Here is a 15,060-nt window from a genome sequence, read left to right on the forward strand (position 1 = left end):
GTTAACCCACCGCCCTGTATTTAGAATTAACTTCGATCAAATGCTCAAGCTTCGATAATGCACTGCCTGAATCGATACTTTCCTCTGCCGAACTCACTCCTTGCAGGATGGAATCCGCCTGCCCTGCAGTAAATATTCCAATTCCTGCGTTCAACAACACGGTATCCCGATACGGACCTTTCTTCCCCTTTAACACACTCTTCAATATCTCAGCATTATCCTTTGCATCACCGCCGCGAATAGTTGAGTTGTCATAGACTGGGAGATTAATTTCTTCTGGATGAAGGACCAATCGATTCATATGCTCTCCCTCGAGGATGATCATTTCGTTTTCTCCGGAAAGTGAGGCTTCATCCATATTGCCAGCACCACTAATTATTACAGCTCGTTTCCGTTTAAGATTTGCAAGGACTTCGGCAAATTGATCCAGCATATCCCTCCTGTAAATACCGAGCATTTGATAGTCTAGTTGGACCGGATTTGTAAGTGGACCAATCAAGTTGAACACGGTCGGTATTTTCAGTTCTCTTCTAACCTTTCCTATTTGCTTTAATCTTGGATGAACATGGGGTGCAAACAAAAAGGCAATTCCGTTTTCTACCAGGATTTCTTCAGTTGCTTCAGGAGCTAAGTCAAGACTGACACCCAGAGCTTCCAGCACATCAGCACTCCCCGATTTACTTGAAACACTCCGGCTGCCATGCTTTGCTATTGTAATTCCTGCCCCTGCGATAACAAAAGCTGCGGTGGTGCTAATATTGAAGCTTTTTGATCCATCCCCTCCAGTTCCACAATTATCAAGAACATTCGGTATTTTCTTGTTGAAACTAAGCGAATACTTCCTTACCGCTTTTACGAGGCCAGAAATCTCTTCTGCCGTTTCACCCTTAGCCGTCAAACCAATTAAAAAGGCTGCTATTTCACTGTCGGTTATATCTTGTGTAAATAACTGCTGTACTGCTTCTTCCATCTCACATTCCATTAGCGGCTTTCCCACAATAAGCTTTTCAAGATAATGTTTCATAAACGAGTTTCCCCTTTCTTACCTCTTCAAGAAAATTTGAAAGAATTTGTTTGCCGCTTTTCGTGCCGATTGACTCAGGGTGGAACTGCAGACCGAAAACCGGATAAACATTGTGCTTTATTGCCATTATTTCATTGTCTTCGACCGATTCAGCCAGTATGTCAAAATCCGCAGGCAGTTTATTTTTATCGATTACAAGAGAGTGATATCTCATTACCTGTATATTTCCCGGCAAGGACTTCAACAGTGAAGTTCCTTGATGGCTCATTGCTGATTCCTTGCCATGCATGATTCGTTTCGCTCTAATAATCGCTCCGCCAAACGCATAACCGATTGCCTGATGGCCTAAACAAATTCCAAGGATTGGAATCGAAGAAGCAAACCTCCTCACAATGTCGACGCACATTCCGGCTTGTTCTGGTCTGCCAGGTCCTGGCGAAAGAACAATCGCTTCAGGAGACATTTGATCGATTTCCTCCAAAGACAATTTGTCATTCCGTGCAGTTATCACTTCTGCACCTAACTCACTTAAATACTGGTATAGATTAAAGGTGAAGGAATCGTAATTATCGATTAAAAGAATCATCGGCTGCCTCCATCATTGCTCTTAATTTATGGTTCGTTTCCTCATATTCTTTTTCTGGGTCGGAGTCATGGACTATGCCGGCACCAGCCTGAAGATAGCCTTTGCCATCCTTTACGATCAAGGTCCTGATCGCCAGAGCGAAATCCATGCTGCCACAGGCGGAGAAGTATCCGATCGCTCCGGAATAAACTCCTCTTTTTTCTGTTTCGAGGCTGTTTATGATTTGCATTGCCCTTATTTTTGGAGCCCCAGATACTGTTCCTGCTGGCAGACAAGCTGCGAGTCCTTCTAATGGATGTGCTTCAGGCAGCAACGTTCCGCTAACCTCTGAAACAAGGTGCATCACAAACTGATATCTCGCTATATCCATAAATTTATTGATCTTCACACTGCCTATTTCGCAAATTCTTCCTAAATCGTTCCTCGAAAGGTCAACAAGCATTTTATGCTCTGCAAGCTCCTTTTCATCGACACGCAATTCAGCCTCAAGACGATCGTCTTCCTCAGCCGATCCCCCCCTTGGCCTTGTTCCGGCGATTGGGTTAGCGGTAATCGTCCTTGCTCTGAATTTCACCAGACTTTCGGGTGAAGAACCAGCGACTGAGTATTCGTCAAAATCAATAAAATACATATAGGGCGAAGGATTATCGATCCGTAATTTTCTGTAAAAAGAAAATGGATCACCCTCGGCATTAGCTGTAAGCCTTCTGGATAACACAACTTGAAATATGTCCCCAGCCTCGATTAGCTTTTTTGCTTTTTCAACTGAACTTAAATATTCCTGCCGAGACAGAGATGGTTTAAAATCAGTCATCATAAACTTTGTCTCCGCCTGCTTTTCTCGTGATGAACTAATCTCTGCTTTTCTTTCCTTGAGCTTTAACACGAGATCTTCCCTTGTTTGCTCGGGTAATAAAATCCCAATCAGAGTTATTTTTTGTTTCTGATGGTCGAACACAATAACGTCATTAAAAAACATCAGGTGGGCATCAGGCATATCTATCGGATTTTCAAGCAATGGCCCAATCTCTTCAAAATTCCGGATGAAATCATATCCAATAAAACCAACTCCGCCTCCAATAAAAGGAATATCAAGACCAGATTCAATCCTGGGCAGCAATTCTTTCAATGCCTCTGAAAAATCAGCAAATCTCCGCTCGTTCTGCCCCTTTGTTTTTAAAATGGTTTCTCCATTTATGCTGAACAGTTCGAAAATGGGACTGCTCCCAATGAATGAATACCGTCCTGATTCATTATGTTTGTGGGAGCTTTCCAGGAGGAACTTTTTCCTTCCTGAAATCTTGTGAAAAATGGAGATCGGTGTTAACGTATCTCCCTCGATTTCTTCTGTTAGTAACTCAAGCGCTTTTGCTTTCATGAAAATCCTCCTTAGAAAATAAAAAAGTCCCCTATACATACACAAAGAAATTGTGCTGTATAGAGGACGATTACGATTGGACCGCGGTGCCACCTCTTATTGGAACGGAATCCGTTCCCTCTTTTCAGGTACAGGAAATAAGTGCATTTCTTTATACCCTATCCTTTTAACGGCGGAATCCCGGGCAGCCCTACTGAAGTTTCAAGCTGCCTCTCGCAAGGCCATTCGACAGGCATTTTCGTACCGGTTCACACCATACCCGGCTCTCTGAAACGAAAATTACCTACTTACTCTTCTTGCTCATCGAGTTATCATTATTAAATTAATTGCATTATTACCTGAAAAAAACGAACAAAAAGGGTCCCCCGCCTTATAAAATAAGGACGAGAGACCCGTGGTGCCACCTTGATTAGCCGAAAAAACGGCTCACTTAACAGCATCGAGCATTGAATGAATGCTTAATGCCTGCCTTTTGTAACGATAAGGCCTCTTCGCCAAAGCCTACTGCCCTAAGGGTTCGGTTTGGAAGCTCGGAAGTCCATTCGCTGCAACAGCTACACTGATTCTCACCCGCCATCAGCTCTCTGAGGTACCCGTTTCAGTTACTACTCTTCGTCAACGCTATACGATATATTGTTTTTAATAATAAAACGCGCAAAGCCGATTGTCAAATAAAAAATTAAAATATTTTAATTTTTCTGTTTTAATAACTTTTGTAAATTCAGCTGCCAATCCGCTGCTAGTTCATTGATTTCAAGTAGTTTTTCAATTGCATTGAAGTCCTTTTTCCGGTGAAAGTATATCTGATTTGCCCTAAGAATCGAAAAGTTTTTTTGTTGTCTTTCAAGCAGGGTGATCTTAGAATCGGAATAAACCATACCTTCTTCAAGCACCCTAAAAAAATAGCCGGTATAGCCCGTTTCCACAACCCTTTTTAGCAGCTGGCCAATTTGGTTATTTTTCGAGATTTTGGAGCATGGGACTCGCCCTTGTGAAATTTGGATTGTTGCATTTCCCAGACGGTAAATATCACCGATATAAACATCTGCTTCCTTCATGCCTGAAACAGAAATGTTTTCACCAAAGGAAGGGGGCTCAAGATCCGTCTCAAATTCTCTTGCCCACTGCGAATAATGCTCAATTGGATAAAAGCAGACAGCTCGATCAGGACCACCGTGAAACTCTGTTGCTGCGACGCCATCTCCATGAAAAGCCTCTTTTGAAAGAAAAGCTTCTGGAACACTCTTTTTCCCAATAGCGGAATGTTCTGCCTTGCCGTTCCAATTTTTAATTTCTGGCAAACCTACATTTAAATATAAAATTTCAGCCAAAATTTCCTCACCCCTATGTTCCTTTCCACCCATTTTATCCTTTTTATTACATAGATTCCATTTTTTCTTTTAAAGCTTCTTTTTTCAATGGCAGTGTTAAAGGTCATGCAAAAACTTCTCAAAAAACATTACCATAAAAAAACATCAGTTTTTCCTTTCATAATAGACCACACTAAAAATAGTATGAAAAAAGGCAGGTTTCGGATATGAATTATATTGAGAACTTGTTTCCTAAGTCTGAAGGTATCCAGGCCAAAAAAGAGAAGGATACGAAAAAAGACAATGCTAATAACCAGAAGTGGGCAATTATCTCAATCGCATCAATTCCGCTGGTGATGACCTTGGGCAATTCAATGCTGATTCCGGTATTGCCTGTAATGGAAAAGAAAATGGGTATTTCTTCCTTTCAATCAAGCTTAATCATTACTGTTTATTCCATTGTCGCAATCTTTTTGATTCCGATAGCCGGTTATTTATCTGATCATATAGGCAGAAAAAAAGTGATCATCCCAAGCTTGATCATTACAGGTATTGGCGGCCTTATCTCCGGCTGGGCTGCCTGGAAAATGAACGATGGCTATTGGATTGTCCTTACCGGAAGGGCTTTGCAGGGTGTAGGAGCGGCAGGGGCATTCCCTATTGTTCTTCCATTAGTCGGGGATATGTTCAAGAATGATGATGAGGTAAGTGGAGCACTCGGTGAAATCGAAACCGCAAACACACTTGGAAAAGTACTAAGTCCGGTGTTGGGCTCCTTTCTTGCCGGGTTTATATGGTTCATTCCATTCTTTTCAATCCCTGTCTTCTGTGCAATTTCTATCATCTTGATGATGTTCTTGGTCAAAAGTCCTAAAAAGAAAGAAAAGCCATTGCCTTTTAAAGATTTTTTAAAGAAAGTAAAATTGATTTTCACTGAGAATGGCCGATGGCTTTATGCGATCTTTTTTATTGGCGTGATTGTCATGTTCGTTCTATTCGGTGTTTTGTTTTACCTTTCAGATATCCTTGAAAACAAATATGGCATTAAAGATTTGCAGAAGGGCCTGCTTCTCGCTCTTCCATTAGGGGCCCTGTGCCTTTCGTCTTTTATTACAGGAAAAAAAATCAAAAAAAATATGGTACTTATGAAGTGGATCACCTTCAGCAGCTTAATCCTTTTAGGAATTGCGATTGCACTGCTTAGTTTTTCAAAGGAGCTGTGGTTTATCATTTCGATGTTCCTGATAGCCGGTATCGGCATCGGGGCAAGTCTCCCGCCATTGGACGCGCTCATAACTGAAAGCATAGAAAAGGAAGAGAGAGGAACAATCACGTCAATTTACAGCTCAATGAGATTTATTGGAGTGGCAGCTGGTCCTCCTGTCATCGCCTTGATGATGAAAAGTTCCAGTAAGAACATTTTCATATTATTAACTGCCTTGAGCATTGCTGCCGCATTGGCTACATTCATCGCAATAAAGCCTGACAATAAAAGCGCATAAAAAAACGCATTGAACCGGACCAATGCGTTTTTTCTATTGAGAGAAATTGGCACGAGTGTCCAAAAATGTTGATAGTTCTTTATTGAATTCCTGCCATTTTTTTACGGGTACCTGATGGGACACTTTCTTGATAATGGCTGTCTTGAATACCTGAAGTTCCCTTTCATAGGTCCTTAAGTGCTGGTTAATAAAATCCCTTGAGCCATAAATGAGGAGCAATGGAGCAGATAAATTCCCGAGCCTCTCAAGACAGGAATAGGTAAGTGATTCATTATAAAAATGAAACCATGTACGGAGGTCAGCTTTAAGCATGTGATTAATTAATTCTTCCCTGTAAGCCTTATCAAAAGTATGTGCCGTTGCAATCACTTTTGCGAGTGTTTGAGGTGAATGTTTGACGAAGTACATTCCCAAAAGATGCTCATACTTTAGGGCTGGGGACTCCACTTTAGCAAATCCTCCGGATAGGATTATGGCTGCAGTCCGGTCCGGGAAAGCCAGCGCAAACTCCTGTGCGATGCTGCCCCCAGAGGAATAACCGCACAACGCGACTTTTTCCAAGCCTAAAAAGTCAATTATCTGCAGTACTTCCTTTGCATAGTTTTGTATGCTGACCATTTCTAATAATGCAGTGGATTCCCCATGACCACTTAAGTCGGGTATGATTACCTTGTATTTTTCACATAGCGCGCGCTGGAAACGAAAAACCTTTCTTCCCATTCCGGGCGGATGAAGAAAAATAATTGGGAGTCCATTTCCTGCTTCTTCATAATAAAGATCACCATATTCTAATTTGCATATTGGCAATAGTTATCCACTCCTTATGCATTCGTTCAACTTGATTAGTATTGCCAAGGGGCAAAACATCTCATGCATAAGGACCTTATAACCGTGACATTGCCCTTTCGGTATGGTATCCTTTTTATAAATGAATGCTCTTTTCCTATAAAGACAATTTCATAGAAAATACCCTGAATGAATTTTTTGTTTCACTTAACCAGAAGTTAACGAAAAGTGCCAAAGACCGCCAGTGTTGGCCCACCGGCAGTCTTTGCAATAGCCTTTCCCATGGAGGATCGGCCAAGGTAAAGCTGGACCTCTCCCTCAGTTAAGGTCAAGGGAGGTCTATTTTTTTTGGCTAAAAGTTAAAATAGCGATGATAAGACTGGCAAATGAAAACATAGCCATAAAGGTCTCGAACACCGTCAAAGGCATCACCACCTTCCTATCGCGGCTAGCCGACCACCCTTGAGATCTGACTATTGCCTTTTAAGTATAACACAACCTTGTCCAAAACAAGAACACTTGTTCTATTTTTATGAAAAACAGGACTAAGATACTAGATGATTCTGTCATATCATCTAGTATCTTCCATATTCATTCCGTCTTTAATCTAGGTTTGCCTGGATCACAATTTGGAACATGTAGCTGAGATGCTTCGGCTACTTTTAATAAATAGTAGCATTCCTCCCTGAACATATGGTCCGCCATCAACGGTGCAAAACTTCCTAATGCCTGTTCGGTCAGTTCTAGTTCCTTTATTTCATCAAGGAATTTCATGAACAGTTGGATCTCCATAGTTACGTCTATATTCATTTTCTGAAGCGCAGGAAAGGAGGTTAGATTTGTACGAAGATAACCGGTCATCTCGACCGCTTTTAAATAAAAATCCTCAAAATGCTTCATATATTCTTCGCTTTTGGCCTTCAAGCGCTTCTCTACCTGATCAAGATTGCTCTGAATTGCCCCAGCATGACCCGCGGCATCGAGCAGCCAAACCGTATGGTGATGCAATTCATGGAATACCGGCGGGATTTCGCCTTTTTTCAGAAAACTCAGCACTCTGATGTACTCCTCAACCTCATTTACCATGTGGTTCACAAAGGTTGGACCCAAATGGATTTTCACTTTTCCAGTAAGCATTTTAGCAATCAACTCGAGCTTGAATTGACGGATTTTCTTCGCTTCTTCATCCCCCCTCATGCTCAGATGTACCAAATCCGTTGTTTCTACCCTTGCCAAAAGCCTGTCAAATGTATTGATAAAATAGTTCGCAGTCTCAATCTCCTCCTTTTCTACAGGCGCAAGTGATCCATGTAAAAACCTTGCATGATCGCCCAGTACCTGTAGCCAGAAACGGTGCTCAAACAAAGCCGCATCTTTGAAGCCATTTGCCATCGCCATTGCGAAATCTCCCTTCAGAAATCATCTTATAAAATCATATCTGCCCTGAAGGCGAAATATACTTCATTGGATAATTTTACAATTCAAGAGAGAGTGTGAAGACGATTGGTGACTACTTTTCCTCCAGCTGAGAAATAACAAAAGACCTGCAGAATTCAACCTGCAGGCCTTCCAATCTTTATTTTGTTACTGGTTTTTTTAATACACCAAGCAGAATTGCCGTAACAGCAGCCCCAATGACTATGGCTGCAAGATACAACAGCCAGCCTCCTTCAACCAGCGGCACAACGAACAATCCGCCATGAGGAGCTCTCAAACCGATATTGAACATCATTGATAGGCCGCCGGCAACAGCAGAACCTGCCATTACAGAAGGAATTACCCTTAGTGGATCAGCTGCCGCGAATGGAATTGCACCCTCAGTAATGAAAGAGAGCCCCATGACATAACAAGCTTTTCCAGCATCCTGGTCCTGCTTAGTAAATTTATTTTTAAAGAATGTTGTCGCAAGTGCGATACCTAGCGGAGGCACCATACCAGCAGCCATGATGGCAGCCATCGGTTCATATACACCATTGGCGAGCAAGCCAGTTCCAAAGACGTATGCAGCCTTATTTACTGGTCCGCCCATGTCGAATGACATCATCAATCCAAGCACGATGCCAAGCAATACCGCATTTCCTGTACCGAGTCCAGAAAGCCAATCTGTAATCGCCTGGTTAAGGGCACCTACAGGTTTGTTTACAAGGAAAACCATTAAGAATCCGGTCAAAGCAATCCCGAACAATGGATACAAAAGAATTGTTTTAATTCCTTCTAGTGAGGAAGGAAGACCTGCAAATAACTTTTTCAATCCCAAAACAAGATAGCCGGCAAGGAAACCGGCAATCAATCCGCCAAGGAACCCTGCTCCTCCAGTGGCAGCAAGCAATCCGCCGACCATACCAGGCGCAAAACCGGGTCTGTCAGCAATGCTGAGTGCAATGAAACCGGCAAGCACTGGGACGAGAAGGCCAAACGCTCCGCTTCCGCCGCCTATGTCCATGAGCGCCTTGGCAATCGGGTTATAGGACGGATCTTCAGGACTAAACGCATTATAGCCGAACATGAATGAAATCGCGATTAAAATCCCGCCGCCGACTACAAAAGGAAGCATATTGGAAACACCATTCATCAGGTGTTTGTAGACTCCTCCCCTTGTTTCCTTCTTTTCTGTCGTCACTTTACCTGAAGCCTGGTAAAGAGGAGCATCCTTTTTGACAGCTTTTTCGATCAGTTCTTTCGGCTTCCGGATCCCGTCAGCTACAGGCACCTCGATCAACGGCTTACCAGCAAATCTGTCCATTTCAACTTTTGTATCAGCAGCAATGATTACCGCCTCTGCATTGGCAATATCAGCTGAAGTTAGGACATTTTTCGCTCCGCCGGAACCATTGGTTTCGACCTTGATGTCAACGCCCATCTCGGCAGCTTTTGCCTTAAGAGAATCTGCAGCCATATACGTATGTGCAATTCCAGTAGGGCATGCGGTAACAGCTACAATAAATTTCTTATTAGCCCGCTCGACTTTTTCTTCTGCATCATTTCGATCATAACTGTCAATGACATCAAGGACCTCGTCAGCTGATTTTGCACCAAGAAGTTTTTCTCGGGCATCTGCTTTCATTAAAATACCAGACAGTCGTGCCAGCGCCTCAAGATGAGTATTGTTTGCTCCCTCAGGCGCAGCGATCATGAAGAATAAGTGAGCAGGCTGGCCATCCAATGACTCGTAATCGACTCCAGCTTGCGATCGCCCGAATACAATCGCTGCATCCTTCACAACAGAAGTTTTGGCGTGCGGGATAGCAATCCCATCACCTACACCTGTTGTGCTTTGTTCTTCGCGTTTTATAATCGCGTCTTTAAAAGCTTTTCTGTCTGTGATTTTCCCTGCACGTTCAAGAACACCCACAAGCTCCTCAACAGCATCAAGTTTGGAAATGGCCCCCATTGATAAAAGTATTGTCTCTCTAGTCAGCAATTCTGTAATTCTCATTTTCTCTTCCCCCTCACTAGCATTCTTTTATTTTTACTTCTGTAAGAAGCTGTTCAACTTCTTCAGGTGTATTTAATCCAATTGAAAATGCAGTTGCACTGCCAGATGCTACACTGTAGCGAAAGGCATCATGGTGATTGCCTGTTTTCAGGTATTGCGCGAGGAATCCTGCGACCATGGAATCACCGGCTCCAACAGAGCTTTTCACTACACCATTCGGTACTGTCGCGGTATAGGCAGATGTTTCGTTTATATACACAGCACCTTTTTCAGCCAGAGAGACGATAACATTTTTAGCACCAGCCTCTACAAGCTTTTTCCCGTAAAAGATTGCATCTTCAGTTGTCGAAATGTCCTTATTAAAAAATTGACCTAATTCATGGTGGTTCGGCTTGATTAGGAAGGGACGGTACTCCAGAACAGTCTTAAGTAATTCTCCCTCTGCATCAACGATTACTTCAGCACCTGTCCCCTTACAGATTCGGACAATTTCTTCGTAAATTGTTCCAGGCATGCTTGATGGAATGCTTCCAGCTAACACTAGATAATCCCCGTTTCCGAGCTGCTTGATTTGCTCCTTCAGTAATCCTAATGCCAGCGATGATACCTCAGGGCCACGAGCATTGATTTCTGTTTCTGTTTCTGCCTTCAACTTGATGTTGATCCTCGTGTCACCGTCGACTTTGACAAAACCAGTGAAGACGCCTTCCCTATTAAGAAACTCCTCGACATATTTGCCAGTGAAGCCTCCAATAAAACCAATTGCCTTGCTTTCGATTCCCATCGAACGGAGGACTCTCGATACATTGATCCCTTTCCCACCAGGAAATTTTGCTTCTTTTGTACTTCTGTTCAAGCTTCCTAGTACGATATCGTCTGCTTCGACTATATAATCGACCGACGGATTAAGAGTTAATGTGTAAATCATGATGTCACAACCTTTATTGAAGTTTTGCTCAAATATTGGCCTTCGATATCTTCATCTATTTTGTTAGTAATGATCACAGCTTCATGCAAGTCTGCGATTTTCGCAAACGCGATTTCTGAGAATTTCGTATCATCCGCAAGCACAAACGCCTCTCGCGCCAGGGACATGGCTTTTTGCTTGATCATCGCTTCTTCCTGGTCCGGGGTCGTGTAGCCGGAATGCGGGTGAACTCCATTGACTCCAAGAAAGGATTTATCAAATCTGTATTGTTCCAGGCTTGCCAGTGCCCCTCTTCCGATGATGGCATTGGTTTTAGGCTTGGCGTAGCCGCCAATCACATAAGTTTCGATATTTCTTTCAAGAAGATGCGGCAAATGCATCAATCCGTTTGTAACCACTACAATGTCTTTTGCAGGAAGATACGCAATCATTTCCATAATGGTCGACCCTGCATCCAGATAAATGCTGTCACCTTCTTCAATGAGGCTTGCAGCATATTGGGCAATTTGCCTTTTTCCCTGAAGGTTTTTGGTAGATTTCTCAGTCATGCTAGGTTCCTGAAGCTTCCCTCTCAGCCTCGCTGCCCCACCATGCACCCTTTTTAAAAACTTCCCCTCCTCAAGAAGAGTCAAGTCCCGGCGTATGGTGGATTCCGAAGCTTCGGTCATATCTACAAGCTCCTGTATTTTAACTATTGGTTTTTCTTTAATCATTTGCAAAATGAGCTGGTGGCGCTCAGGTGTTAACATGAGCATTACCTCCTATTTACTTCGTATTTTTATCTTAATGTAATCGATTTCAAAAATCAATCATTTTCTCTCAAAATCAATCACAATTAATCAAATAATAAATTCTTTTGAATGTTTTTGATTGTTTCCTGGATATAAAAAATCCTCCCTTAATGGAGGATTAGGACATATAGGAATCTAGTTGCTCATTGTTCAGCAAAATCTTTTTTCTCCCAAGACTAATTAATCTCAATATGTGATTAATGGACACTTACCGAAGTTAGTTAAAATTAAATTTAAAAAACCATCCTATATTAAAGTTGATGATTGGCTATTCTATTTTAAAAGCTCTTTTCGTAAAATTTGTTGCTTTCACAATCAAAAGTAAAAATCGGCTTTTGGATTTTTACGAGTTTAAATGCCATCCCTGTTCAAAAACCTTCTCGAAAAGAGGTCGAAGTTAAGAAGAATACGAGATGAATACTTGGCTCAAAAAATACAATCTATGAGAAAACAGCCATTTTTAAAAACACGTTCTATAATAGTGCGGCAATTCCATGAAAACCGAAATACACTCCAAATACTAATAATGAAAGCCCTGATAATATTGAAATAGCTCTCAGGGTGCCGTAATTTAGGAACCTTCTGAAACCAGTCGTAATAGCAGCCACAAATATGTCCCAAATAGCGAGGCCAACGAAAATCATGCTGCTGTAAATTAGCAAGTCGGTCCTGCCATAATTGCTGGCTGTCTTCGCAAGGACCGAGCCATAAATCCCCAGCCAGAACAAGATAGATAAAGGGCTGCTTATTGACATCAGGAAGCCTGTAAAAAAGCATTTGAACAATGATTCCTTGCCCCTGCTAAACGCTAGATTGATATTATTCGCCTTTACTATACATTCAACACCAGAATACATCAGGACGAATGCACCAAACAGCCAGAGGAAAATTTGGATCACAGGGATGTCCAAAAAATTTACTAGCCCCAGGTAAATCATTAACATAAATATTGCATCTGCGATCATCGAGCCAGTCCCAACGATCCACGCGTGCCAAAATCCATTCTTGATTCCCTTGTCCAATCTTGCTGAATTTACAGGCCCTATTGGTGCCGCCAAAGTTAATCCTAAGAAAATATAGCTTACAAGCAGACTGACATTCAAGATCTCGTCCCCCAACACACAAAAACTTTGTAAATTGTATGATTGGATTTAAAATTTTAAAACAACCAGTCCTATTTTATTTAAACAGATACTTATTTCTACTCTTTCAGCATCTTAGTTGACATCTTATCTAAAAAAGTCAAGTAGAATGATATCATTGTAATCCGATGTCAGTGTGATTTAAAGTCACCAATTTTCTTTTATAATCAGTTTTGCGGGTGTAGCGAAATCGGCAGACGCACTAGATTCAGGTTCTAATTGTCGCAACACCATTGAGGTTCAAGTTCTCTCATCCGCATACAGAACAGGTGCCTTTTCGGGGCACTTTTTATTTGTCTCATTTTTGCAACCCTTTATCAAATAGAAAACAGCCAGGGATTTATCCCTGGCTGTTTTCTATTTCATATTTCTAGCCAATCAAATTCTGGCTGTGGTTGTTTACAACTTCCAACACCTTTGTTGTCTGTTCCATATCACTTTTGCAAATCGGGCAAGCGGGGACATTGCTGCTCTTAAAGTTGTCGCGAACCCAGCAATTGCAATCATCAGAAGTACATACCCATACTTTCGTTTCAGCCGTTACGATCTCTTCAGGTGGTTTTCTGCCAAATGCCATTTCCTCACGCTCCTATTTTTTAGTCGTGGCTGTTATCGCATTTATTGTTGCTTTTCGGATAAGCTTAGCTTCACGTGCCTTTCTTGGCTTCGTGCTCTTTTCGTGATGAACTGAACCAAGTAGGCAAAAATAATCCGGATAAATCCAAAAGCCGAAATTTACTTTTGATTGTGAAAGCAACAAAGTGTACGAAAAAAGCCTTTATCATCGTTCGATTGATAAAAAAATTCATTTATTATAAAAAGCCCGCAAATAAACTTTTTATAATAAATGAATAATCCGAAAGTTGATATCTATTTCATTTTACCACACTTTCTTATTTTTACCAAAGATGAACCTTGAGGTGTTATCTGAATCAGCAGTTATTATTATATGCATATCGGTAAATCTTTATTTCTGATGATACAAATTTTATTATTGATTTTTGAAATTAGGTTGTACACTTTCCATTACCTGAATAGAAATAGTACAAGCAAATTGTATGCTTTGGGTATTGGAGGTAATTACTATTAACGTTTTTTTAGGTTACATATTCCTTGGTTTATCCCTTGCCGCCCCTATCGGTCCTGTCAATGCTGCACAAATGGACAAAGGCATAAGAAGCGGCTTTTTCCAGGCCTGGCTGCTCGGCCTTGGTGCATTGACAGCCGATATTGTCTATATGCTAACTGTCTATCTTGGAGTGGTGAAATTTTTGGAAACTCCATTCATGCAAACCTTCCTGTGGTTGTTTGGATTCTTTGTATTAATGTATACCGGCATCGAGACGATAATCAATTCCGGAAAAATCGTCATGGACCATAGAGGAGGAGACTCAGGCTTCAAATCGTTTGCTTCAGGTTTTCTAATGTCGATTTCCAATCCCCTGACCATTCTTTTTTGGCTGGGGATTTATGGCTCAGTTCTTGCAAAAACAGCTTCTTCTTATGGAACTGGTGAACTTGTCATATACAGCTTTGGCATAATACTTGGACTAATCCTATGGGATATCGTTATGGCCGCTATATCAAGCAGCTTCCGCAAGCTGCTCACCACCCAGCTGCTGACATTTATTTCGATCATTTCAGGGCTTTCCTTGATAGGTTTCGCATTGTTTTTCGGGTATCAGGCTTTGAAGCTTTTTTTATAAGAAAAAAGGGTGCTTTCCCATATCTGAGGAAGCACCCTTTTTGTAAGTTCAGCTAATTTCTTGATTGTTAATGACTATTTCGATATATAATAGAAAAGACAAAAATTAAAAGGATGATTTATTAATGGAAATTACTGAACATACTGTTGAGCTGCTGGAAGATCCATTCGGCCTTCTTTCAGGCAGCAGATATGAGTATTTTTTAAATATTGAAGTTGATGAAGAAGACGAGCTTTATACTGAAAAAGGCTTACTTTTGAAAGTGATATTTCTTGTTGATGGACCGGAAAGCAGGATTCTCCAAAATTACTTCATTGAACAGGAAACCGAAAAGGTGCTTGATTTCGACCTTGAGGATGATGAGATCGAAACAGTGAAAACTTATTGCCTGCAAAACTTGCCGTCTGAGGAAGAAACAGAATCAGGCACAAACTAAAAAAGAGCAGATCTGCTCTTTTTTTTGTTAACTTA

At 41.5% G+C, this 15,060-nt stretch carries 15 protein-coding genes, 1 tRNA gene and 2 other annotated features; of the genes, 4 read left to right on the forward strand and 12 right to left on the reverse strand.

The annotated features are described in order from the left end of the window. Position 1: 1 nt before the first annotated feature. The 4 genes from trpD to M3204_RS07655 form a co-directional block, all read right to left on the reverse strand. The gene (gene trpD, locus M3204_RS07640; RefSeq protein WP_251480474.1) at positions 2-1,024 is read right to left on the reverse strand and encodes an anthranilate phosphoribosyltransferase; all 1,023 of its coding nucleotides are present in this window, start codon (positions 1,022-1,024) and stop codon (positions 2-4) included. Next, positions 1,008-1,610, reverse strand: a complete 603-nt coding sequence (locus M3204_RS07645; protein ID WP_251480476.1) for an anthranilate synthase component II — start codon at positions 1,608-1,610, stop codon at positions 1,008-1,010. Before M3204_RS07645 ends, trpD begins: the two co-directional genes overlap by 17 nt. Further along, entirely contained in the window at positions 1,591-2,988 is a 1,398-nt protein-coding gene (trpE, locus tag M3204_RS07650; RefSeq protein WP_251480477.1) for an anthranilate synthase component I, read from the reverse strand. Before trpE ends, M3204_RS07645 begins: the two co-directional genes overlap by 20 nt. Before the next feature lie 59 nt (positions 2,989-3,047). Beyond that, positions 3,048-3,301: a binding site (T-box leader), on the reverse strand. Between the two features lie 63 nt (positions 3,302-3,364). After that, positions 3,365-3,616: a binding site (T-box leader), on the reverse strand. Positions 3,617-3,677: 61 nt separating this feature from the next. Beyond that, positions 3,678-4,352, reverse strand: a complete 675-nt coding sequence (locus M3204_RS07655; protein WP_435367702.1) for an MOSC domain-containing protein — start codon at positions 4,350-4,352, stop codon at positions 3,678-3,680. 173 nt (positions 4,353-4,525) lie between these two features. Here M3204_RS07655 and M3204_RS07660 point away from each other — a divergent pair, with 173 nt between their 5' ends. Further along, a complete protein-coding gene (locus tag M3204_RS07660) occupies positions 4,526-5,800 on the forward strand; it encodes an MFS transporter (RefSeq protein WP_251480478.1) in 1,275 nt (424 codons plus the stop codon). A 33-nt stretch (positions 5,801-5,833) separates the two neighbouring features. On the opposite strand, the gene M3204_RS07665 is transcribed toward M3204_RS07660, so the two are convergent. The 7 genes from M3204_RS07665 to M3204_RS07690 all read right to left on the reverse strand — a co-directional run bounded on the left by M3204_RS07665 (position 5,834) and on the right by M3204_RS07690 (position 12,844). Continuing rightward, positions 5,834-6,607 (reverse strand): alpha/beta fold hydrolase, encoded by a 774-nt coding sequence (locus M3204_RS07665; RefSeq protein ID WP_251480481.1) that lies wholly within the window; start codon positions 6,605-6,607, stop codon positions 5,834-5,836. 318 nt (positions 6,608-6,925) lie between these two features. Further along, positions 6,926-7,015: a putative holin-like toxin gene (locus M3204_RS23850; protein WP_353056015.1), complete on the reverse strand. Its 90-nt coding sequence runs from the start codon at positions 7,013-7,015 to the stop codon at positions 6,926-6,928. A gap of 162 nt (positions 7,016-7,177) precedes the next feature. Then, complete coding sequence (locus M3204_RS07670; RefSeq protein ID WP_251480759.1) at positions 7,178-7,978, reverse strand: DUF2935 domain-containing protein; 801 nt, start codon at positions 7,976-7,978, stop codon at positions 7,178-7,180. 184 nt (positions 7,979-8,162) lie between these two features. After that, positions 8,163-10,022: a PTS fructose transporter subunit IIABC gene (locus M3204_RS07675; protein ID WP_251480484.1), complete on the reverse strand. Its 1,860-nt coding sequence runs from the start codon at positions 10,020-10,022 to the stop codon at positions 8,163-8,165. A 16-nt stretch (positions 10,023-10,038) separates the two neighbouring features. Further along, positions 10,039-10,950: a 1-phosphofructokinase gene (gene pfkB, locus M3204_RS07680; RefSeq protein WP_251480487.1), complete on the reverse strand. Its 912-nt coding sequence runs from the start codon at positions 10,948-10,950 to the stop codon at positions 10,039-10,041. Continuing rightward, positions 10,947-11,699, reverse strand: a complete 753-nt coding sequence (locus M3204_RS07685; RefSeq protein WP_251480489.1) for a DeoR/GlpR family DNA-binding transcription regulator — start codon at positions 11,697-11,699, stop codon at positions 10,947-10,949. The genes pfkB and M3204_RS07685 overlap by 4 nt, the downstream gene beginning before the upstream one ends. A gap of 515 nt (positions 11,700-12,214) precedes the next feature. Continuing rightward, positions 12,215-12,844, reverse strand: a complete 630-nt coding sequence (locus M3204_RS07690; RefSeq protein ID WP_251480491.1) for a LysE family transporter — start codon at positions 12,842-12,844, stop codon at positions 12,215-12,217. A gap of 214 nt (positions 12,845-13,058) precedes the next feature. On the opposite strand from M3204_RS07690, the gene M3204_RS07695 reads away from it, so the two are divergent. Next, positions 13,059-13,142 (forward strand) — tRNA-Leu (locus tag M3204_RS07695). A gap of 111 nt (positions 13,143-13,253) precedes the next feature. On the opposite strand, the gene M3204_RS07700 is transcribed toward M3204_RS07695, so the two are convergent. Beyond that, on the reverse strand, positions 13,254-13,460 hold the full coding sequence (locus M3204_RS07700) for a cold-shock protein (protein WP_251480493.1): 207 nt from the start codon (positions 13,458-13,460) through the stop codon (positions 13,254-13,256). A 508-nt stretch (positions 13,461-13,968) separates the two neighbouring features. Between M3204_RS07700 and M3204_RS07705 the strand changes: the two genes are divergently transcribed. Together M3204_RS07705 and M3204_RS07710 are read left to right on the forward strand one after the other, a co-directional pair. After that, positions 13,969-14,589: a LysE family transporter gene (locus M3204_RS07705; RefSeq protein ID WP_251480760.1), complete on the forward strand. Its 621-nt coding sequence runs from the start codon at positions 13,969-13,971 to the stop codon at positions 14,587-14,589. Positions 14,590-14,713: 124 nt separating this feature from the next. After that, on the forward strand, positions 14,714-15,025 hold the full coding sequence (locus M3204_RS07710) for a DUF6509 family protein (RefSeq protein WP_251480498.1): 312 nt from the start codon (positions 14,714-14,716) through the stop codon (positions 15,023-15,025). The last annotated feature ends 35 nt before the right edge of the window (positions 15,026-15,060 follow it).

The organism is Mesobacillus subterraneus (assembly GCF_023715485.1).
Taxonomy (GTDB): Bacteria; Bacillota; Bacilli; order Bacillales; family Cytobacillaceae; genus Mesobacillus; species Mesobacillus subterraneus_B.